Annotated in this window: 20 protein-coding genes and 2 tRNA genes; 9 read left to right on the top strand and 13 right to left on the bottom strand. The window is 64.9% G+C overall.

Annotation, left to right across the window (positions count from 1 at the left end):
* Nucleotides 1–64: 64 nt before the first annotated feature.
* Nucleotides 65–844: a phosphoribosylaminoimidazolesuccinocarboxamide synthase gene (purC, locus tag AX725_RS05055; RefSeq protein WP_060977195.1), complete on the bottom strand. Its 780-nt coding sequence runs from the start codon at nt 842–844 to the stop codon at nt 65–67.
* A 347-nt stretch (nt 845–1,191) separates the two neighbouring features.
* A tRNA-Ile gene (locus AX725_RS05050) sits at nt 1,192–1,281 on the bottom strand.
* 204 nt (nt 1,282–1,485) lie between these two features.
* On the opposite strand from AX725_RS05050, the gene AX725_RS05045 reads away from it, so the two are divergent.
* From AX725_RS05045 to AX725_RS05035, 3 genes are all read left to right on the top strand, one after another.
* Entirely contained in the window at nt 1,486–2,247 is a 762-nt protein-coding gene (locus tag AX725_RS05045; RefSeq protein ID WP_060977194.1) for a crotonase/enoyl-CoA hydratase family protein, read from the top strand.
* 94 nt (nt 2,248–2,341) lie between these two features.
* Nucleotides 2,342–4,654, top strand: coding sequence for a DNA topoisomerase IV subunit A (gene parC, locus AX725_RS05040; protein ID WP_060977193.1), 2,313 nt, complete (start codon nt 2,342–2,344; stop codon nt 4,652–4,654).
* A gap of 74 nt (nt 4,655–4,728) precedes the next feature.
* On the top strand, nt 4,729–6,468 hold the full coding sequence (locus AX725_RS05035) for a putative bifunctional diguanylate cyclase/phosphodiesterase (protein ID WP_066043793.1): 1,740 nt from the start codon (nt 4,729–4,731) through the stop codon (nt 6,466–6,468).
* On the opposite strand, the gene AX725_RS05030 is transcribed toward AX725_RS05035, so the two are convergent.
* The 4 genes from AX725_RS05030 to AX725_RS05015 are packed head-to-tail and all read right to left on the bottom strand — an operon-like array spanning nt 6,469 to nt 9,412.
* On the bottom strand, nt 6,469–7,668 hold the full coding sequence (locus AX725_RS05030) for a CCA tRNA nucleotidyltransferase (RefSeq protein ID WP_060977191.1): 1,200 nt from the start codon (nt 7,666–7,668) through the stop codon (nt 6,469–6,471).
* Complete coding sequence (locus AX725_RS05025; protein WP_435653457.1) at nt 7,665–8,207, bottom strand: CoA pyrophosphatase; 543 nt, start codon at nt 8,205–8,207, stop codon at nt 7,665–7,667. The genes AX725_RS05030 and AX725_RS05025 overlap by 4 nt, the downstream gene beginning before the upstream one ends.
* Before the next feature lie 44 nt (nt 8,208–8,251).
* Complete coding sequence (locus AX725_RS05020; protein WP_060977189.1) at nt 8,252–8,833, bottom strand: DUF1285 domain-containing protein; 582 nt, start codon at nt 8,831–8,833, stop codon at nt 8,252–8,254.
* Nucleotides 8,834–8,893: 60 nt separating this feature from the next.
* Nucleotides 8,894–9,412, bottom strand: coding sequence for a GNAT family N-acetyltransferase (locus tag AX725_RS05015; RefSeq protein WP_060977188.1), 519 nt, complete (start codon nt 9,410–9,412; stop codon nt 8,894–8,896).
* A gap of 171 nt (nt 9,413–9,583) precedes the next feature.
* On the opposite strand from AX725_RS05015, the gene AX725_RS05010 reads away from it, so the two are divergent.
* Entirely contained in the window at nt 9,584–10,372 is a 789-nt protein-coding gene (locus AX725_RS05010; protein ID WP_060977187.1) for a DUF1499 domain-containing protein, read from the top strand.
* Between the two features lie 8 nt (nt 10,373–10,380).
* On the opposite strand, the gene AX725_RS05005 is transcribed toward AX725_RS05010, so the two are convergent.
* Nucleotides 10,381–10,824 (bottom strand): PaaI family thioesterase, encoded by a 444-nt coding sequence (locus AX725_RS05005; protein WP_060977186.1) that lies wholly within the window; start codon nt 10,822–10,824, stop codon nt 10,381–10,383.
* Nucleotides 10,825–10,964: 140 nt separating this feature from the next.
* Here AX725_RS05005 and AX725_RS05000 point away from each other — a divergent pair, with 140 nt between their 5' ends.
* Complete coding sequence (locus tag AX725_RS05000) at nt 10,965–11,543, top strand: superoxide dismutase family protein (RefSeq protein WP_099046465.1); 579 nt, start codon at nt 10,965–10,967, stop codon at nt 11,541–11,543.
* 16 nt (nt 11,544–11,559) lie between these two features.
* Here AX725_RS05000 and AX725_RS04995 read toward each other — a convergent pair whose 3' ends face one another.
* The 4 genes from AX725_RS04995 to AX725_RS04980 form a co-directional block, all read right to left on the bottom strand.
* A complete protein-coding gene (locus AX725_RS04995; protein WP_208597804.1) occupies nt 11,560–12,303 on the bottom strand; it encodes a hypothetical protein in 744 nt (247 codons plus the stop codon).
* A gap of 126 nt (nt 12,304–12,429) precedes the next feature.
* A tRNA-Thr gene (locus AX725_RS04990) sits at nt 12,430–12,505 on the bottom strand.
* A 32-nt stretch (nt 12,506–12,537) separates the two neighbouring features.
* Entirely contained in the window at nt 12,538–13,431 is an 894-nt protein-coding gene (locus tag AX725_RS04985) for a hypothetical protein (protein ID WP_060977185.1), read from the bottom strand.
* Between the two features lie 4 nt (nt 13,432–13,435).
* On the bottom strand, nt 13,436–14,842 hold the full coding sequence (locus tag AX725_RS04980; protein ID WP_067512201.1) for a serine hydrolase domain-containing protein: 1,407 nt from the start codon (nt 14,840–14,842) through the stop codon (nt 13,436–13,438).
* A gap of 27 nt (nt 14,843–14,869) precedes the next feature.
* Between AX725_RS04980 and AX725_RS04975 the strand changes: the two genes are divergently transcribed.
* Together AX725_RS04975 and AX725_RS04970 are read left to right on the top strand one after the other, a co-directional pair.
* Nucleotides 14,870–15,157 (top strand): BrnT family toxin, encoded by a 288-nt coding sequence (locus AX725_RS04975; protein WP_060977184.1) that lies wholly within the window; start codon nt 14,870–14,872, stop codon nt 15,155–15,157.
* Complete coding sequence (locus tag AX725_RS04970; RefSeq protein ID WP_068306011.1) at nt 15,135–15,437, top strand: hypothetical protein; 303 nt, start codon at nt 15,135–15,137, stop codon at nt 15,435–15,437. Before AX725_RS04975 ends, AX725_RS04970 begins: the two co-directional genes overlap by 23 nt.
* Here the strand turns inward: AX725_RS04970 and AX725_RS04965 are convergent.
* Complete coding sequence (locus AX725_RS04965) at nt 15,434–16,753, bottom strand: replication-associated recombination protein A (RefSeq protein WP_060977182.1); 1,320 nt, start codon at nt 16,751–16,753, stop codon at nt 15,434–15,436. The genes AX725_RS04970 and AX725_RS04965 overlap by 4 nt on opposite strands.
* A gap of 128 nt (nt 16,754–16,881) precedes the next feature.
* On the opposite strand from AX725_RS04965, the gene AX725_RS04960 reads away from it, so the two are divergent.
* Complete coding sequence (locus AX725_RS04960; protein WP_060977181.1) at nt 16,882–17,526, top strand: PadR family transcriptional regulator; 645 nt, start codon at nt 16,882–16,884, stop codon at nt 17,524–17,526.
* Nucleotides 17,527–17,608: 82 nt separating this feature from the next.
* Here the strand turns inward: AX725_RS04960 and AX725_RS04955 are convergent, their stop codons facing one another.
* Nucleotides 17,609–18,112: a sterol desaturase family protein gene (locus tag AX725_RS04955; RefSeq protein ID WP_060977180.1), complete on the bottom strand. Its 504-nt coding sequence runs from the start codon at nt 18,110–18,112 to the stop codon at nt 17,609–17,611.
* Nucleotides 18,113–18,254: 142 nt separating this feature from the next.
* Between AX725_RS04955 and leuC the strand changes: the two genes are divergently transcribed.
* On the top strand, nt 18,255–19,682 hold the full coding sequence (gene leuC, locus AX725_RS04950) for a 3-isopropylmalate dehydratase large subunit (protein ID WP_060977287.1): 1,428 nt from the start codon (nt 18,255–18,257) through the stop codon (nt 19,680–19,682).
* The last annotated feature ends 27 nt before the right edge of the window (nt 19,683–19,709 follow it).

The following is a 19,709-nucleotide window of genomic DNA, read 5'->3' as shown; positions in this document are numbered from 1 at the left end:
GCACGGGGCCGGACCCCGCGCAAGATGACGGACGCGTCAAGCGCCAACAGACAAAACCGGCGGGTTACTTGCCCTTGCGGCGGCGATGGCTGTCGAGATCGAGCACTTCGTTGTCGCCGCCCTCGTTGAGCAGGCCCAGGCGCCGCGCGACCTCCTGATAGGCCTCGACCTCGCCACCCAGATCGCGGCGGAACCGGTCCTTGTCGAGCTTCTCGCCGGTTTCCATGTCCCACAGGCGGCAGCCATCGGGGCTGATCTCGTCGGCCAGGATGATGCGCGAGAAATCGCCATCGAACTGGCGGCCGAACTCGAGCTTGAAGTCGATCAGGCGGATGCCGATCGCGGCGAACATGCCGCACATGAAATCGTTGATGCGAATCGCCATCGACGAGATGTCCTGCATCTCTTCCTGGCTCGCCCAGCCGAAGCACGCGATATGCTCTTCGGCGACCAGCGGATCGCCCAGGCTGTCGTCCTTGTAGCAATATTCGATCAAAGTGTGCGGCAGCGGCTGGCCTTCTTCCAGGCCCAAACGCTTGCAGATCGACCCGGCGGCGACATTGCGCACCACGACCTCGATCGGCACGATCTCGACCTGACGCACCAGCTGCTCGCGCATGTTCAGGCGGCGGATGAAGTGCGTGGGGATGCCGATATGCGCAAGCCGCGTGAACACATATTCGCTGATGCGGTTGTTGATCACGCCCTTGCCGTTGATCGTGCCCTTTTTCTGGGCGTTGAACGCGGTGGCATCATCCTTGAAATACTGGATCAGCGTGCCCGGCTCGGGACCCTCATAGAGGATCTTGGCCTTGCCTTCGTAAATCTGGCGGCGGCGGGTCATGGCACGTATCTCCGATAGAAAGCAGGACGCCCCGGTGCGGCAACCGATTGCGCGCAGGGCCGGGGCGTCTCTCAGCGCCCCTATAGCGACTTGGGGGGGCGGGCGCAATTGCGGTGTCCGGCTCCTTCCAGACCAGATTATCAATAGGGCAGGATTCGACGCTAGACGCCGCCAATTAACTTGCAAATGTGAAGGATATGGGGCTGCCACTTTGGGCAGCCCCCAAAACGTTTCCGTTCCGCCATCTGGTAACCCAGATTGACGCCACAGCGCGGCAAAGCCGGTGGTAGAGCCGGGGCGCTAGCGGATAAATACACAGCGAGTACCAACAATTCAATATCGTTTAGTGGCGGAACGGATGGGATTCGAACCCATGGAGGCTACCACACCTCGTCCGATTATAAGTCGGGTGCCTTAAACCGCTCGGCCACCGTTCCATCTCCCTTTATGGGCGACCGACTCCCGTCGTGCAAGAGGAAAATCATAGGAAACGACTTTCCTACGTCATTGTATTCATTGCGCAAAGAAATAAATTCTAATAAAAACAGATGATTATGATTGACAGTACGGCCATCTGAAGTTATGGCTTAACGCCATAACTTTTAAGGGAAAAATCAGGTTCGGGGGCTTCGCTTTGCGCGATGAAGGTCAAGGTCGATAATAAACAGCAGGTGGCGATTGTCACCATCAACCGGCCCGAGCGGCGCAATGCGGTCGATGCCGCCACTGCGCTCGCGCTTCACGACGCCTTCGCCGCGATCGATGCCGATGACTCAGTGCATGTCGCGATCCTGCACGGCGCAGCCGGCCATTTCTGCGCCGGCGCGGACCTCAAGGCGCTGAGCGAGGGGGACAGACGCCCGGTAACTGATAGCGGCATGGCGCCGATGGGGCCGACGCGGATGCAGCTGAACAAGCCCGTGATCGCTGCGATCGAAGGCTATGCTGTCGCGGGCGGCATGGAACTGGCCTTGTGGTGCGACATGCGGGTGATGGCGGAAACCGCGCGCACGGGCGTGTTCTGCCGCCGCTTCGGGGTGCCGCTGGTCGATATGGGCACGATCCGCCTGCCGCGCCTGATCGGGCATTCACGCGCAATGGACCTGATGCTCACCGGGCGCGAGGTCGGTGCGGCTGAGGCGCACGAGATGGGCCTCGCCAACCGCGTCGCCCGGCATGGCGGCGCGCTCGAACTTGCAGTCGAACTCGCGACGCAGATCGCGGCGTTTCCGCAGCAATGCTTGCGCAATGACCGGGCTAGTGCGCTGGCGCAATGGTCGCTCGACGAGGCAGAGGCTATTGCGCTCGAGGCGCGCCTTGGGCGCGAGACGATTGCCAGCGGCGAAACCTTGAGCGGTGCGACGAGCTTTGCCGGGGGCAAGGGGCGGCACGGCGCGTTCTGATCGCCCGGCGCAGCGGCGTTCTCGCCACAAATTTTCCCCAGAAAACCGGGCTGGCCCTCTCGCCTTGGCGCGTCCGCGCTGCTAGGCGCAACGCATGGCAGACGAGGCGAGCGCCGGTTCCGGCGACGACATTCCCGAAATCGAGAACACCTCGTTCGACCGCGCGCTGTCGGATCGCTATCTCGTCTATGCGCTGTCCACGATCACCGCGCGTTCGCTGCCCGATCTGCGCGATGGCCTGAAGCCCGTCCACCGCCGCCTGCTCTGGGCGATGCGGCAGCTGAAGCTGGACCCTGCGAGCGGCTACAAGAAGAGCGCGCGCGTCGTCGGCGATGTCATCGGTAAGTATCACCCGCATGGCGATGCCTCGGTCTATGACGCGATGGTCCGCCTCGCGCAGGATTTCGTGCTGCGCTATCCGCTGGTCGACGGGCAGGGCAATTTCGGCAATATCGATGGCGATAATGCGGCGGCCTATCGCTATACCGAAGCGCGTCTGACGCGCACTGCGATCGAGCTGATGGCCGGGCTGGACGAAGGCACGGTCGCGTTCAAGCCCACCTATAATGGCGAGGAGGAAGAGCCCGAAATCTTCCCCGGCCTGTTCCCCAACCTGCTCGCCAATGGTGCGAGCGGCATCGCGGTGGGCATGGCGACCTCTATCCCGTCGCACAATGTGCTCGAGATCATCGACGCGGCGATGCTGCTGATCAGGAAGCCCGAAGCGACCCACGAGGACATCATGACGGTGTTCCTGGGGCCGGATTTCGCCACCGGCGGCGTGCTGGTCGACAGCGCGGAGAGCATTTCCCAGGCCTATCGCACCGGGCGCGGCGCGTTCCGGCTGCGCGCGCGCTATTCGACCGGCAAGGATGCGGACGGCAACTGGGAACCGACCGGCATCGAGAAGCTGCCCGGCGGCACCTGGCAGCTCATCATCAGCGAAATCCCCTATCAGGTGCAGAAGGGCAAGCTGATCGAGCAGATCGCGACGCTGATCGCCGAGAAGAAGCTGCCGATCCTCGCCGATGTGCGCGATGAATCGGACGAGACCATCCGCCTGGTCATCGAGCCGAAGAGCCGCAATGTCGATGTCGATGTGCTCAAGGACAGCCTGTACAGGCTGACCGATCTCGAGATCCGCTTCCCGCTCAACCTCAACGTGCTCGACGAGACGCGCACGCCGGGTGTGATGGGGATCAAGCCGCTGCTCGAATCCTGGCTGCGCCACCAGATCGTCATTCTGGTCAACCGCAGCCGCCACCGGCTGGAGAAGATCGCGGCGCGGCTCGAGCTGCTGCGCGGCTATATCATTGCGTACCTTAACCTCGACCGGGTGATCGAGATCATCCGCAGTGAGGACGAGCCCAAGCCGGTGATGATGGCCGAGTTCGAGCTCACCGACCGCCAGGCCGAAGCGATCCTCAACATGCGGTTGCGATCTCTGCGCAAGCTCGAGGAAATGGAGCTCAGGCGCGAGCATGATGCGCTGATCGCCGAACAGGCCGAGCTGGAAGAACTGCTCGCCGATCCGAAGCTGCAAAAGGCGCGGCTGACGAAGAATCTGAAAGCCCTGCGCGCGCTCTATACTGGCAATACCGAGCTGGGCAGGCTGGGTGCGCGCCGCACCGCGATCGAGGAAGCCGCGCCCGCGCGCGAAATCCCGCTCGAAGCGATGATCGAGCGTGAGCCGGTGACCGTGATCATGTCGCGGCGCGGCTGGATCAAGGCGATGAAGGGGCATGCGGACCTCAGCGCGGCGGAACTGACCAAGTTCAAGGAAGGCGATGGCCCCGGCTTTGCCTTCCACGCGCAATCGACCGACAAGCTGCTGATCGCGCTCGACAATGGCCGCTTCTATACGCTCGGCGCGGAAAAGCTGCCCGGAGCGCGCGGTTTCGGCGAGCCGGTGCGCGGCATGCTCGACATGGAGAACGAGGCGCAGATCGTGGCGCTGATGCCCTATGATCCGCAGGGCAAGCTGCTGCTCGCGGCATCGAACGGGCGCGGGTTCCTTGCCGAGATGGCCGAGCTGATCGCCGAGACGCGCAAGGGGCGGCAGGTGGTCAACCTCAAGGCCGGCGTGAAGCTGATGGTGATTCGCGCCGTTCCTGCCAGCGCCGACCATGTCGCGGTGGTGGGCGAGAACCGCAAGCTCGTCGTCTTCCCGATCGCCGAACTGCCGGTGATGGCGCGCGGCCAGGGCGTGCAGCTGCAGCGCTATCGCGACGGATCGCTGTCGGATGCCACGACCTTCCGGCTGGAAGAGGGCCTGAGCTGGACGATGGGCGGCGAAAGCGGGCGCGTGCGCACCGAAAAGGATATGGGCCTGTGGCGCGTGGCGCGGGGCGCGGCGGGACGACTTCCGCCCAATGGATTTCCTCGCAACAACAAGTTCGATGGCTGATTTCGATTGCACGAACAGCTTTCGACCATTCTTTAAGTGAATTTTACATCTTTCCCGGTTAGCTGATGCTAACCATGGTAAGTCCAACCCCATCATCGAAAGCGCGCGGCAAGGGCGTTCTGGATCGTTCCGGCGTGTTCGGCGGTGCGCGCGCGCATCCGATGGTGGCTGCGTCGCTCGACCCGCTGCCGATTCCCGCTGCGGTCGTGATGCGCGCGGGCGAGGAACTCGAGTTCATGGCGGCCAATCCCGCGTTCGTGGAGCGCGAACTGGCGCCGGGCAATCCGAACGGGCTCGATCTGCGCCTGCTCACCGAGCTGGTGTCGGTTGCGCATCGCAATGACAGTGGCAAGGCGGTCAAGCCCTGGACCTCGCACGACCCGGTCAAGCCGCGCCGCTATGATGTCACCGTGGCGCGGATGGATCTGCGCGGCATGGAATGGCCGCATTTCCTCGTCAGCCTGATCGACCGTACCAGCGAGATCGAGACGCACGACAGCTTCCGCCGCGAAACGATGCGCGACAGCCTTACCGGCCTGCCCAATCGCGCCGGCTTTGAGGATGAAGTCGAGAGCCGGCTGGCCGAAGCGCCGACCGGGGGGCGCGGCAATCTGGGTGCGTTCGCGATCTTCACGCTCGATATCGCGCGGTTCAGCCAGATCAACGAATGCGCTGGCAGCATCGTCGGCGACGAGCTGATCATCACCGTCGCACGCCGCCTGATGGGGCGGATGCGCAAGACCGATATCGTGGCGCGAATCGGCGGCAACGAGTTCGCGCTGTTCGTGCCGCTGCGCAGCACCAACGAGCGCGAGCTGATGCGGATCACCAACCGCATCCGCAGCGTGTTCGCTGACCCCTATCGATTGTCCGATCTTGAAATCCAGATCGACGGCGCGATCGGCATCGCGCTGAGCAAGCAGGGTCAGGCGGATTGCGCCAATTATATCCGTCAGGCGCAGATCGCGCTCAAGCGCGCCAAGCAGACACGCCAGGCGGAAATCTACACCCCCGAGGAGCTGGACAAGGCGCGCCGCCGCTTCACGCTGGAAACTGAGTTGCGCAAGGCTATCGAGCTCGACCGGCTGGAACTCTATTTCCAGCCGCTGATCGATCTCAGCAATGGTTTCGTCACCGGGTTCGAGGCGCTGGCACGGTGGAAGGACCCCGATTACGGAATGATCTCGCCCGCCGAGTTCATTCCCGTCGCCGAGGAATGCGGGCTGATCCTGCCGCTGGGGCGCTGGGCGCTCGACCGCGCCTGCCAGGTGCTGAACGAGTGGGACAAGAAGGCGGGCGAGGAGCTGCCGCTCAAGATCAGCGTCAACGTGTCTGCGGCGCAGTTCGCGCGTGACGATATCCCGAACATGGTCTCCGGCATCCTGCGCGCCAACAAGACCCGGCCCGAACGGATCATGCTCGAACTGACCGAATCGGTCGTGGTCAGCGATCCTGCACGCGCCGCCAAGGTGATGAACGCGCTGCGCTCGCTCGACGTTTCGCTGGCGATGGACGATTTCGGCACCGGCTATTCGAATCTCGCCTATCTGCAGCAGCTGCCGATCGATGTGCTCAAGATCGACCGCAGCTTCGTCACGCACATGCTGCAGGAGCGCGACAAGGTGGCAATCGTTCGCGCGATCCTGTCGCTCGCCTCGGCGCTCAACATGGAAACGACGGCCGAAGGTATCGAGACGCTGGAGATCGCGCATACGCTCGCCGCGCTCGGCTGCTCGTACGGCCAGGGCTATTTCTATTCGCCGCCGGTGCCCGCGAGCCGTGCCTATGATTTCATGATCGAGCGGATGACCTGATCAGCCCGCCTGGGCCACGACCTCTGCGGCAATCTGGGCAAGCCGCGTATCTTGGGGAAAATCCTCGGAAATCCAGCGGCGCCTGATCTCGCCCAGAGCCTTGGCGACCTGTGGTCCTGCCTGGATGCCGAGCGCGATGATGTCGCGGCCGCCCAGCGGAAAATCGGGCACATGCCAGCCTTGCAGGCTTTGCCACCCTTTCGCCAGCATCGCATCGGGCGCGCGCAGCAGCAGCCAGGGGGCCACCAGTTCCTCGGGCTGAACCTCGGCTGCGATCTGCCGTGCGGAGCCGCTCTGCGGCCAGGGGGTGGCGAAGCGCTGCATCGCGAGCCGCTGCACCTTGGACAGGCGCAGCCGTGCGGCCACCGTATCGGCGAGCAGCGGGTCAGGCGGCAGCAGCGCCGCGAGCCGCAGCAACGCGTTGCGCTCGGCGCCCAACGCGTGTTCGCGCGCTAGCAAGTCGGCCAGCCGGTCGAGACCATCCTTTGCCATTTCGGGCAGCACGACCTTCCATATCCCGCCATCGGCCATCAGCCGTGCCGATGCCAGCGGGTCCGCCGCGCCCAGCAGCAACAGCAGTTCGCGCGCGATCCGTTCGCGCGACAGCGCCTTCAGCCGGTCGGCATGCAGCGCGCAGGCCGCCACGGCCTCGCCGTCAACCGCACCACCGAACCGGGCGTGGAAGCGGAAATAGCGCAGGATCCGCAGATGATCCTCGAGGATACGCTCGCCTGCATCACCGATAAAGCGCACCAGCCCGGCGTTCAGGTCCTCGAGTCCGGTAAAATGATCGGTCACCTCGAGCGTGGCCGGATCGGCGAAGAGCGCGTTGATGGTGAAATCGCGTCGCGCGGCGTCTTCGCGCCAGTCATCGGTAAACGCGACCTCGGCATGGCGGCCGTCGGTGGTGACATCACGGCGCAGCGTGGTGATCTCGACCGGGCCGCGCGGCAGCACGGCGGTTACCGTGCCATGCGCAAGGCCCGTCGGCACCGCGCGGATGCCCGCTGCCTCAAGCCTTGCCATCACGTCTTCGGGCAGCAGCCGGGTGGCAATGTCGATATCGGTCGCCTCGACGCCCAGCAGTGCATCGCGCACCGCGCCGCCGACATAGCGGCACTGGTCGCCCTTGGGGTCGAGCGCGGCGAGCATCGCACGCACATCCTCGCGCCGGGTCCATTCAGCATCGATCCGCGTCACGCCAGCACGCCTTCCAGCCGCCGCGACAGATTGGCGATGATCCCCGCCGTTACCCCCCAGATGCGCCTCTGCCCCCACATGATCTCGACATATTGGCGCTGCGCGCCTTTCCAGAAGGTTGAATGCCGCGCGTGATTGGCAGGATCGAGCACGAAATCGAGCGGCACCTCGAACCAGTCGGCGACCTCGCCGGGATTGGGCGCATAGCTGAGATCGGGCGGGATGACGCCGAGCACCGGGGTGATCGCAAAGCCGCTGCCGCTGCGATAGACATCGCCGGTACCGATCACGCGGACATGATGCGGGGCAAGGCCCAGTTCCTCGTCCGCCTCGCGCAGCGCGGCAGCGATGGCGTCCTCATCCTCCGGGTCGATCTTGCCGCCGGGAAAGGCGACCTGGCCGGGATGGCTGCGCAGATAATCGGGCCGCTGGGTCAGGATGACGCCGGGCTTCGGCCGGTCGGTGATCGCGATCAGCACCGCGGCTGGAATGTGCACGCCGCGATCGGGCCGGATATGCGCCTCGTCGATCGATTCCATGCCCTGGCTGGCGGCAAGCGCCTCGGCCAGACGGTCATAAAGGCTCATGCGTCCTCGATCCTGTCGAGCCGGAAGCATGTGCCGTCGCTCCAGATCGGCAGGCCAGCGTCGGGATCGTCGGTTTCTTCGAGCGCGAGTTCGACCAGGTCGTAATAGACCGCGCGCTCGATCCGCGCCTCAAGCCCGCGCCACAGGCCGAGATAGGGGCGCGGTTCATCGGCATCGCCACGCATGATGATCGGCCGCTCGGGTCCTGCTACTACCAGCTCGTCGGTATTCAGGCGGAAGGCAAGGCGGCGCTTGTCGCCGGAGCCTTCGGACTTGAGCTCGACCGCGAGCAGCGGCGCGTCCTCGACCTCGATCCATTGCTGCTCGAAAGGGGTGACCAGCGCGTATCGGCCGTCGGCCTCGCGGCGCAGCACGCTGGCGAACAGGCGGACCATCGCCGGGCGCGAGATCAGCCCGCCCTGATGATACCATCGGCCATCGGCGGCGATGCGCATATGGCTGTCGCTCTGGTGCGCGGGCGTCCATTGCTCGACCGGCGGCAGTTTGCGCGTGGCGACCAGGCCTGCGATGTCGGCGAGCGAAAGGTCCTGAAGCTCTGGGGGCGGATCATAGGGCATGCAGGTGCCAGATAAGCATGGCCGGTGCGCGATGCAAAGGGCGTTGCCGCCCTATGCGTGTCAGCTCAGCCGCCAGGGGCCCAGCATGCCGCGCTCGGGCATCAGCGAATCGGGGCGTGCCAATGCCAGCAGCCGGTGCTGCTCATACGGCCCGGGCAACGTCCAGCCTCCGGTGCGCTCGGCGGTAAAGCCGAAGCGGGTGCCATAATATTCGGGATCGCCCAGCAGCACGAGCGGCAGCTTCTCGCCGACGCCCATTGCGCCGAACACCGCGGCCATGAGCGCGCGGCCGATGCCCTGGTCCTGATGATCGGGTGCGACGCTGACCGGGCCGACCAGGATCATCGGATAGGCGAGGCCATCGGGATCGGTCAGCGCGACCGGCCAGCACTGGATGCTACCGACCAGATAGCCGTCGCCATCGACTGCGGCAAAGCTGAGCGCGGGCAGGTGGGTAAGGCCCTCGCGCACCTTGTAGATGGTGCGGTTCTTTCGCTCCGGGCCGAACACCAGATCGAGCAGTTCTTCAACCCAGGCGCTATCCACCTGATCCAGCGGGATAATGTTGAATTCGGTCATCGGTCCAGACGATAGAAGGAAAGGGCGTCGATCCGCGCCCTTAGGGACGGCAAGCCCTTGAGTCGAGCGCAATTCTTGGGCCCGCCCGGCTTCCCCATAAGGTTTGCCAAAGCGCCATCGCTTTCCTATGTGTGACTTGCTGGCAACACGTACGCGTAACAGGGGGAGTTCATGAACGAGACCGCAAAACCGCATGGTTCGATCTGGCTGGCACGGTTGTGCCTGTTGCTGGGGGCAGGATCGATCGTGATGGCGCTGATCGGCGCAATCGGTGCGGGCCAGGACTGGTGGGGCAAGCTGAACGGCGTCAGCACCGTGGCAGCGGCCATTGTCGTGGCGCTGGTGGGTCTGGTATTCTCGCTCATCGTGCTGCTGCTCTATCGCAAGAAGGGCAAGCGCATCCGCGATCTGACGGTCATGGGGCTGGTCTGCTCGCTCGCCTATCTCGGCTTCATGGGATATTGGATCAATGTGGCGCGCAGCGTGCCGCAGATTCACGACATCACCACCAATCTGGACAATCCCCCGCAATTTCAGGTGCTCAAGCTGCGTCCCGACGATTTTGCCGACATTCCCGGTCGCGGCGAACCCAAATATGCCGGCATGGACGCCAAGGAGCGCTGGAAGGTGCTGCACCGTGGTGCCTATGGCGACCTGAAGACCGTGGTCGTCAAGCTGCCGGTTGATCGTGCCGTGACCCTGGCCACCGAGGTCGCGCGCGAGCGCGGCTGGGAAATTGCCGCATCCAAGCCCGAGGAAGGGCGGCTTGAGGCGACCGACACGGTTTCGCTGTTCAAGTTCAAGGACGATGTCGTGGTGCGGGTGCAGCCTGGCCCCGGCGGTCTTACCAGCGAAGTCGACGTCCGCAGCGTCTCGCGCGTCGGCAAGAGCGATCTCGGCGTCAACGCCAAGCGGATCCGCAGCTTCCTGAGCGACTTGCAGGCCGCTGCGCCGAAATAATCGCAGGTTTAGTCGGTCGCCAGCGCCGCGCTCGAAGCCTGCTCGATCCGGCCACGGTCGGCGAGCATCAGCGTGGAGCTTGCCTTGGCCAGCACCTTTCCGCCGGCGTCGAGCAGCTGCCCTTCGAAAAAGCACGTGCTGCGTCCGCGCTTTTCGACCCCGGCGGTCGCGGTGAGCAGGCCGGGGCGCGCCGGCGCGAAAAAGCTGACCTTCAGCTCGAGTGACATCGGCACAACGTCCGGGCCGGTCATCGCCATGGCGGCATAGGCCATGGCGGCATCGATCCAGCCGGTGACGAACCCGCCCTGAACCACGCCGCCCGAATGGCACATGTGCATGCCCGCCTGATATTCGATCGTCGCACGGCCCGCCGGATCAAGTTCGACGACGCGGACAAAGCCCAGCGCCTGGTTGAGATCGGTCGGGGGATTGACGGCAACGGCGTGGGACATGCGGCATTCTCTCCTGCAGCGGTTATGGCGTCTCGTGCGGTCAACCAACCGGCAAGGCGCTGCATTGTCAAACAGACTTTCCCGGCTCGTGCGGGAACCGGAGAAAGGCGCGCGGGGTAATTGGGCAAAGACAGGAGCCCATGATGATCTCTGCCCGAACGATTCTGACCGCAACCAGCCTGACCCTTGGCCTCGCGCTCGCCGCCTGCAGCAACGATGCCGAAGCGCCGGCCGCACAGGACGAACCCGAGCGCGCCTATATGGCCGCCGACTCCGCTCCCGCCACCGCGCAGGCGCTGCTCAGGACGGCCGACGGCAAGGATGCAGGCTCGGTGACGGCCACGCAGGAAGAGGGCGGTATCCGCCTCGCCATCAATGCCACGGGCATGTCGGCGGGCGAGCACGGCATCCATGTTCACATGACCGGCAAGTGCGAGGGGCCGAAGTTCGAGAGCGCAAGCGGGCACTGGAATCCCATGGGTGCCAAACATGGCCTCAACAATCCGCAGGGCCAGCATTCGGGCGACATGCCCAATCTCGTCGTGGCGAGCGACGGCAGTGGACGGATGGATTATCTCCTCGACGAAGCGCAGCTCGATCAGATGCTCGATGCCGATGGGGCGGCTCTGGTGATCCACGCCAAGGCGGACGACCAGAAGACCGATCCTTCGGGCGATAGCGGGGATCGCCTCGCCTGCGGTGTCTTCACGCGCGGCTGATCAGCGGCGAGCAATTTCAGCGACTGGTGGTGCGCACGCCGTAGTCGATGCGGATGCGCACCCATTCGCCCACCTTGGATACCCCGCCGACGCGGGGCGGGCGCACGCGGAACTGCCAGGCGGCGGCAATGACTGCGCGGCCAATTCCCGACCCCTGCGGCGATTCGCCGATCTCGTAACAATCCTCGACCCGGAAATCCGGCACCGTGCGACACGCGATCAGCGCCGAACCGGGGCCGCGTGCGGTCGACAGATAGCCCTTGAGCTCATCGTCATAGGGCTCACGATACCAGGCGGCGGCAAACAGCGGCTCGCCATTCGGACCGGAGCCGACCCGCTCGCTGTCGCCGGGCACGCCCTTGTCCATCGGACCATAGACGCGGCCCGGCTTGATCACGGCCTTGGCCTTGGGCTGCGCAGGCGGCGCGGCTGGCGCGGCCTGGGGCGAAGGGATCGCGACGATCGGCGGTGGGATTGGCGAGGGTTGGGGAGAGACGACCGGACTCGGCGTCTCGACCGGGCTTTCTTCCTGCTCGGTCGGTTCGGGCGAGCGCGAGGCGTTTTCCGCAGGCTTGGGGCTGTCCTGCTCGGTCTTTTCCGCCGTGGGTTCGGGTGTCACGCCGAACACGGTCATCAGCGATTCTTCGCGCTTTTCGCCCGGTGGCGCGATCGACAGCGACAGCAGGGCTAGCACGAACAGCAGTTCGGCGATCAGCGCCAGGATGACGCCGCCCGCACGCTCGCCAAATCGCGAGCGCAACGCTTCGCGCCAATGCGAAAACCGGGATGCGGGTTGGGGCAGGTTTTCGGCGGGCGAGAGGTCCATCAGCGACAGGTCAGCTTTCGTGCGATTGCGGCCCCCCAAGCCCCTGATTGCGACCGTGCATGGTGCCGCTTGTCGGATTCGAACCAACGACCTACCGCTTACAAGGCGGTTGCTCTACCAGCTGAGCTAAAGCGGCGTACCCATCGCGATTGCGCCGCGTGCCATGCGCTATTTGACGCCAAAGGTCCAGCCTTCAGTGCGGCGGATCGCGTCATCGAGCATGGGCGGATGCCACAGGGCGTGCCACAGCTTCGCATCGCGCGCGGCATCGCGCAGCCAGGCAGCGGTGATCAGCGCATCGGTGCTGTGGTCGTCATGCGCCAGCAGCGGGGCAGGGGGCGGCGCGCCGAGCGCAGCGAGCGCCTGGTGCAGCGCTTCGGCATCGCGCACCTTGCTCCGCCCGCCAGCAATCCCGGCGGCGCGCGCTGCGATGCTTGTATAGATCTCGACGATGACTGGGCCGCGTTCCGGCACTGGATCGAACGGCCATATGGGAATGCGCCCCGCCAGCCGATGCAGCACGCGCATGCCGGTCAGGCTCGATTTGCCGACCTGCGCTGCCCCGATCAGGTTGAAGCAGCTCGCGCTGTTCGCCTGTTTGGTGCGGCGCTGATGATGCTCGACCGCGCGCAGCCGCCCGGTGCCCAGCGTCCCGAACCGGTCGCCGGTATCGCCCTTGCCATGGCGGAAATAACGCCGCGCCTCGTCGTGGCGCACGAAGCTGCTCGCGGCGAGATGCTCGTCCTCGGCGCACAGCCGGTCGACCAGTGCCCACAGGCCGCGCGCGTCGGCGGGGCTATGCTCCCAGTCGGGGAAATAGGCTCCCGCATCGACGAACGGGAAGGTGGGCGACAGGTCCATGCCGATCAGCATGTCGGTCCCGGCCTCGGCATGGGCGAGCAGCCAGTCGAGCGCTGCGCCGCGCGACCAGCCGCCTTGCGGGCGCAGCAGCACCGGCCGCGCCGCTTCGTCGGCAGCGATCGTCGCCAGCGCCAGCCCCTGGGGCCGCGCCACCGCCTGGCCCGACCAGTCGAAACAGGCATAATGCTCGAAGCGGCGCATGCGATTAGCGGATCTGCTTGAGCACCGCGGCAGTGAATTTGGCGATGTCGAACGCGTCGCCCGCCTTGTCATAGCCGCGGCGCACGATCACCAGATCGCGGCTGGGAATGACGACCAGATACTGGCCGCGATTGCCGAAGGCCGCGAACGCATCGACGGGTACGCCCTCGCTCCTGTTCATCAGCCAGAAGCTTGCGCCATAGCCGAATGGGCCATCGGGCTGCGGGCCGCTAGGCTTGGTCACATAATCGCGCCAGCCTGCGGGCAGGATGCGCTGGCCGTCCCATAGCCCGTCGTTCAGGTACAAAAGCCCCATGCGCGCCATGTCGCGTGCGGTGGTCCAGACCTGGCTCGACAGGATGTAATTGCCCTGCCAGTCAGTCTCGGCCCAGGTGCGCGTCATGCCGATCGCGTCGAACATCTGGTGCGGGTGGAGATCGGGAGCGGCATCGCGCGCAGCGAGCGTCGCCAGCAATATGTCGTTATTGGCGTAGCGGAAGGTCGAACCCGGCTGGTGCAGCATCGGCCATTGCGTCGTCCACTGCCGCACCTCGCCCGCGCTCATGTACACCGCATCGGTGCGGTTGCCGGGGCTGTCGCTCTCGAGCCCGCTGCCCATGCGCAGCAGGTTATCGACGGTGATCGCGCGGCGCGGATCGCCCGGTACATTCCATTCGCGGACCGGTTGATCGGGAATGGTGAAGCCCTTCTGCCGGACGAAACCGACATAGGTGCCCGCCATCGACTTGGCGACCGACCAGGTGCGCTGCGCGGTGTGCATGTCGTGCCCCTGCTTGTAGCGTTCCTGCACGATGCGCCCTTTGTGGACGATCACCACGCCGCTGGTCTTGCCGCCGAACGCTTTCGCATCGAACGCGCTTTCGACCAGCGTGTCGAACGGGGTGATCATCATCACGCGCGGATCGCTGGCATTGGCATCGCCCATTGGCCAGGGGCGGTCGTCGAGGCTGCCCGCAGCCGCGCGCTCCAGATCCTCGCCGGGCAGGCGGCGGCCGTCATTGGTCCAGCCGATCGGCATCGAGGTGCAGCCGGTGACCGGATTGTGCCGGGCGATGCGCGGCGGCATGTCCTCGGCGAAAGCGACGCTCACCTGATGCGTCACCTCGTCGATCTCGGCCTTCAACCCCAGAACGATCGGGTCGATATGCGGATAGATGCCCGAAAGCTCGTCCGCCTCGATATCGGCGACCGTCTTGTTGCCGTTCCACAGGCCCGAACACAGGAACTGCGCCTTGTAGCCTGCCGCTTCGGCCAGGGTAGCGCGAGTCGGGCCTGCGGGTGGCGGCGTTGTCGGCTGGGCGCTGAGCGGCGTGCTAATCAGCGCTATGGCCAGAGCGAATCGCGCCTTAGCATGCGTGCGGCGGGCAGGGCGGAACGGCTTTGGCATCATCAAGAACTCCAGCGTGGGCAGGGCGTTATGGAATTTGAATGGGACGAAGCCAAGCGCTTGAGCAACTTCGAAAAGCATGGGATCGATTTTGTCGATGTCGGTGATATCTGGAAGCGTCCGCGACTGGATTACTACGTGATCGATTTCCAACATGGCGAACGCCGCGTCACGGCCATCGGCACGATAAACGATGACGATCGCATCGTCGCTGTGGTATATACGATGCGCGACCGCGTGACCCGCATCATCTCGTTAAGGCGAGCAAGGCGATATGAGCGAAAAGATTACCAGAATGCGTTTGGACGAGGCACCTAGAGAGTCGCTGACCGACTGGGCGCGGCTCGACGCGATGACCGAAGACGATATCGAGCGCGCGATCGAGGACGATCCCGAATGGGCTGCGTTCAACGATGTTTCGGACCTTCAAAAGCGAGCGGGCTTTTCGCTCTTTCGTGGCCCCGACGACCAGTGGCGCTGGCTGTTGAGTGACCAATCGGGCCTGGTGATCGGGCAGAGCACCGTCGCCTATCGCTACAAGGGCGATGCCATCGCAGCGGTGCGGGACCTTTTCGAGAATATTTCCAAGGCCGCCTAACCCCGGTTCTTCCGCAAATCCTCCCAAACCCGCATGCGTTCGGCGATGCGCGCTTCATAGCCGCGTTCCACCGGCTGGTAGAAACGCTGCGGCTCCATCTCTTCCGGCCAATAGTTCGCGCCTGAAAAGCCGTCCGCCGCGTCATGGTCATAGGCATAGCCCTTGCCATAGCCGATATCTTTCATCAGCTTGGTCGGCGCGTTCAGGATGTTCTGCGGCGGCATCAGCGACCCAGTGGCCCTGGCGCTCTTCCACGCGGCCTTTTGCGCGGCATAGGCTGCATTCGATTTGGGCGCGGTGGCGCAATAGAGACACGCCTGGACGATCGCCAGCTCGCCCTCGGGCGAGCCGAGAAACGCATAGGCGTCCTTGGCGGCGAGGCACTGCACCAGCGCCTGCGGGTCGGCCATGCCGATATCCTCGCTGGCAAACCGCGTGATGCGGCGCAGCACGTACAGCGGTTCCTCGCCCGCGACCAGCATGCGCGCAAGGTAATAGAGCGCCGCCTGCGGATCGGACCCGCGCATCGCCTTGTGCAGCGCGGAGATGAGATTGTAATGCCCCTCGCGGTCCTTGTCATAGACCGGCATCCGGCGGTGCAGCAGCGCCGCCAGCCCCGCTGGATCGAGCGGCGCTTCGACCTGGATCGACAGCAGCGTTTCGACCTGGTTGAGCAGGAAGCGGCCATCGCCATCGGCCGAGGCGATCAGCGCGGCGCGGGCATCTTCGGTCAGCGGCAGCGCCTTGCCCGTCAACCGCTCGGCGCGCGCGATCAGTTCACCCAGGGCCGCCTCGTCGAGCCGCCGGAGAATGAGCACCTGGCTGCGGCTGAGCAAGGCGGCGTTGAGCTCGAACGAGGGATTCTCGGTCGTCGCGCCCACCAGCACCACCGTTCCGCGCTCGACAAAGGGCAGGAAGCCGTCCTGCTGCGCGCGGTTGAAGCGGTGGATCTCGTCCACGAACAAGAGCGTGCGCTGCCCTGCACCCGCCATCTTTTCGGCCTCGGCAAAGGCCTTCTTGAGGTCTGCCACGCCCGAAAAGACGGCCGAGATCGCGACGAAGCGCATGCCTGTCGCCTCGCCCAGCAGCCGCGCCATGCTCGTCTTGCCGGTACCGGGCGGGCCCCAGAGGATCATCGAGGACAGTTTTCCTGCCGCAACCATCCGCCCGATCGCGCCTTCCGGTCCGGTAAGATGATCCTGCCCGATGATCTCGTCCAGCGATCGCGGACGCAGCCGGTCCGCCAGCGGTGCATCGGGGCCGGGCGCGCTTTCGGTGTGGCCGTCGGCAGGCAGGGTATCGAACAGATCGCTCATCGGGCGCACGCTAGCCGCTCGCGCGAAATCGCGAAAGTGCGGGTCGTCGCATTTCGCCTCTTGACGAAGATGTTATAAGATATATCTTAGAGCCATCGAGATACACAGGAGTAAGAATCGATATGACTATGCGTTTCAGAATGGGCGGAGGCCCGCGCGGCGGCTGGGAAGGCCGCATGAAGCCCTTCATCGCTATGAGCTTTGGCCCCGGTGGTCGCGGCTGGGGCGGCGACTGGGACTTCGGCAATTTCAGCTTTGACGGCGGCGGCCGGGGCGGTCGCGGCGGCGGCGGTCGTGGACCGCGCGGACGTCGCCGGATGTTCGACGGCGGCGAATTGCGGCTGGTGCTGCTGGCGCTGATCGAGAAGGAACCGCGCCACGGCTATGACCTGATCAAGGCGATCGAGGAAATGACCGGTGGCCAATATGCGCCCAGCCCGGGCGTGGTTTATCCGACGCTCAGCCTGCTGGAGGACAGCGGCCTGATCGCCTCGGCCGAGACCGAAGGATCGCGCAAGGCGTTCCGTATCACCGACGCCGGTGTCGCGGAGCTGAACGACAAACGTGAAGAGGCCGATGCGCTGATCGCGCGGCTCACGGAAGCGGGCGAGGAGCGCGAGCAGCGCGCTGGTGGTCCGCAGATCGGCCGCGCGGTCGGCAATCTGATGGCAGCGATGGCGCACCGTCTCGCCAGCGGCGAGGTGGATGCCGAGTTCAAGCACCAGGTGGCCGAAATCCTCGACGAAGCCGCGCGCAAGATCGAGCGGCTCTAATCGGCACGTCCCCTTTACGGGGGGCGGATGAACAGAAAGCGGGTCTGGCGGCAGATAAGCCGTCAGGCCCGTTTCGCCATGTTCAGCTGGCGCCGACCGAATCCCGCACGACGGCAATGCCCGCCTCGCGCTGACGCTTGAGTTCCTGTTTCAGCTTGGCCGGGTCCTCGGCAACGATGAAGCCGAAGCTGACCCCGCCTTCCTTGCCGATGGTCGCATGGTGCAGCTTGTGCGCCTGGACCAGCCGCTTGGCATAGCCGCTCTTGGGCACCCAGCGGAAATAGCGCTGATGCACCAGCCCGTCATGGATCAGCGTATAGATCGCGCCATAGATCATCACGCCCACGCCCATCCAGGTCGCGGGCTCCCACAACCAGGCGCCGATGATGAACAGGCTGATCGAGATCGCCGAGCCGACGATCGCGTAAAGGTCGTTCTTCTCGAACGTGTTGTTATGCGGCTCGTGATGGTCGCGGTGCCAGCCCCAGCCCCAGCCGTGCATCACGTACTTGTGGCTCCACCACGCCACGAATTCCATGAACGCGACAGAGGCTATCACGATGCCGAAGTTGATCAGGACCTGCATGGCCCAAGAATAGGCGCATTCGCCCCCCGATTGAAGAGGGCATATTGTCCCGGTTGCAATGGCAACCAAATCCGCGCTGGATTTGGGCTTTCGCTTCTGCCAAGCGACCAGCGAAGACCGGTTTGAAGGGGTAATCTGCACGATGGCTCAGGCAAGGACGCTGTACGAGAAGATCTGGGACGCGCATGTCGTCGACCAGCGCGACGATGGCACCGCGATCATCTTCATCGACCGCCATCTCGTCCATGAAGTGACCAGCCCGCAGGCGTTCGAAGGGCTGCGCATGGCCGGGCGCAAGGTGCGCAGGCCCGATCTGACGCTCGCCGTGCCCGATCATAATGTGCCCACCACCGCGCGCGTCGACGCTGCGGGCAACCGCATTCCGATCGCCGATCCTGAAAGCCGCGCGCAGCTCGAGGCGCTCGAGCGCAATGCGCCGGCCTTCGGCGTGCCCTATATCAGCGCCACCGATATCCGTCAGGGCATCGTCCATGTCATCGGCCCCGAACAGGGCTTTACGCTGCCCGGCTGCACCATGGTGTGCGGCGACAGCCATACCGCCGCGCACGGCGCGCTGGGCGCGCTCGCCTTCGGCATCGGCACTTCGGAGGTCGAGCATGTGCTGGCGACGCAGACGCTGCAGCTCAAGCGGTCGAAATCGATGGAAATCCGCGTCGAGGGCGATCTGCCCGCAGGTGTCAGCCCCAAGGATCTGATATTGCACATCATCGGCCAAATCGGCGCGGCGGGCGGCACCGGCCATGTCGTCGAATATCGCGGCCGCGTGTTCGAGCAGATGTCGATCGAGGGGCGTCTCACCATCGCGAACATGTCGATCGAGGCCGGGGCGCGCGCCGGGCTGATCGCGCCCGACGATACCACCTTCGCCTATCTCAAGGGCCGTCCGATGGCTCCCAAGGGGGCTGATTGGGACGCAGCGGTCGCCTATTGGCGCACGCTCAAGACCGATGACGGCGCGGTGTTCGACAAATCGGTCGTGATCAACGCTGCCGATGTCGCGCCGTCGGTCACCTGGGGGACCAGCCCCGAGGATGTCGTGCCGATCACCGGCGTCATCCCCGATCCCGACAGCTTCGAGGATGCCTCGAAGCGCGCCGCCGCGCAGAAATCGCTCGACTATATGGGGCTCACCGCGGGCATGCCGCTCAGCGAGGTGCCGGTCGAGCATATCTTCATCGGCAGCTGCACCAACAGCCGCATCGAGGATCTGCGCGCCGCAGCCGAAGTGCTGAAGGGCCGCCGCAACGCGCCCGGCATCAAGTCGGCGCTGGTCGTGCCCGGCTCGGGCCTGGTCAAGCGCCAGGCCGAGGAAGAGGGTCTCGACCGCATCTTCATCGAAGCGGGATTCGAATGGCGCGAGCCGGGCTGTTCGGCGTGCCTCGGCATGAACCCGGACAAGGTGCCGAGCGGCGAACGCTGCGCCTCGACGTCCAACCGCAACTTCGTCGGCCGCCAGGGCCCTGGTGCGCGCACGCATCTGGTGAGCCCCGCGATGGCGGCGGCAGCGGCGGTGACCGGACGGCTGGCCGATGTACGCGAGTTGATTTGACCAGAATCCTATAGTAATTTGGTCAAA

Origin of the sequence: Blastomonas sp. CCH9-A1, from assembly GCF_001557175.1 — a bacterium.
Classification (GTDB): Bacteria; Pseudomonadota; Alphaproteobacteria; order Sphingomonadales; family Sphingomonadaceae; genus Blastomonas; species Blastomonas delafieldii_A.
The sequence above is the reverse complement of the archived record's forward strand: the minus strand, read 5'-3'. Positions and strand labels throughout refer to the sequence as shown.

Coding starts and splice junctions, on each gene's coding strand:
- purC (WP_060977195.1), bottom strand. CDS start 844: ATGACCCGCCGCCGCCAGATTTACGAAGGCAAGGCCAAGATCCTCTAT.
- AX725_RS05045 (WP_060977194.1), top strand. CDS start 1,486: ATGAAGGTCAAGGTCGATAATAAACAGCAGGTGGCGATTGTCACCATC.
- parC (WP_060977193.1), top strand. CDS start 2,342: ATGGCAGACGAGGCGAGCGCCGGTTCCGGCGACGACATTCCCGAAATC.
- AX725_RS05035 (WP_066043793.1), top strand. CDS start 4,729: ATGGTAAGTCCAACCCCATCATCGAAAGCGCGCGGCAAGGGCGTTCTG.
- AX725_RS05025 (WP_435653457.1), bottom strand. CDS start 8,207: ATGGAATCGATCGACGAGGCGCATATCCGGCCCGATCGCGGCGTGCAC.
- AX725_RS05020 (WP_060977189.1), bottom strand. CDS start 8,833: ATGCCCTATGATCCGCCCCCAGAGCTTCAGGACCTTTCGCTCGCCGAC.
- AX725_RS05015 (WP_060977188.1), bottom strand. CDS start 9,412: ATGACCGAATTCAACATTATCCCGCTGGATCAGGTGGATAGCGCCTGG.
- AX725_RS05010 (WP_060977187.1), top strand. CDS start 9,584: ATGAACGAGACCGCAAAACCGCATGGTTCGATCTGGCTGGCACGGTTG.
- AX725_RS05005 (WP_060977186.1), bottom strand. CDS start 10,824: ATGTCCCACGCCGTTGCCGTCAATCCCCCGACCGATCTCAACCAGGCG.
- AX725_RS05000 (WP_099046465.1), top strand. CDS start 10,965: ATGATGATCTCTGCCCGAACGATTCTGACCGCAACCAGCCTGACCCTT.
- AX725_RS04985 (WP_060977185.1), bottom strand. CDS start 13,431: ATGCGCCGCTTCGAGCATTATGCCTGTTTCGACTGGTCGGGCCAGGCG.
- AX725_RS04980 (WP_067512201.1), bottom strand. CDS start 14,842: ATGATGCCAAAGCCGTTCCGCCCTGCCCGCCGCACGCATGCTAAGGCG.
- AX725_RS04975 (WP_060977184.1), top strand. CDS start 14,870: ATGGAATTTGAATGGGACGAAGCCAAGCGCTTGAGCAACTTCGAAAAG.
- AX725_RS04970 (WP_068306011.1), top strand. CDS start 15,135: ATGCGTTTGGACGAGGCACCTAGAGAGTCGCTGACCGACTGGGCGCGG.
- AX725_RS04965 (WP_060977182.1), bottom strand. CDS start 16,753: ATGAGCGATCTGTTCGATACCCTGCCTGCCGACGGCCACACCGAAAGC.
- AX725_RS04960 (WP_060977181.1), top strand. CDS start 16,882: ATGCGTTTCAGAATGGGCGGAGGCCCGCGCGGCGGCTGGGAAGGCCGC.
- AX725_RS04955 (WP_060977180.1), bottom strand. CDS start 18,112: ATGCAGGTCCTGATCAACTTCGGCATCGTGATAGCCTCTGTCGCGTTC.
- leuC (WP_060977287.1), top strand. CDS start 18,255: ATGGCTCAGGCAAGGACGCTGTACGAGAAGATCTGGGACGCGCATGTC.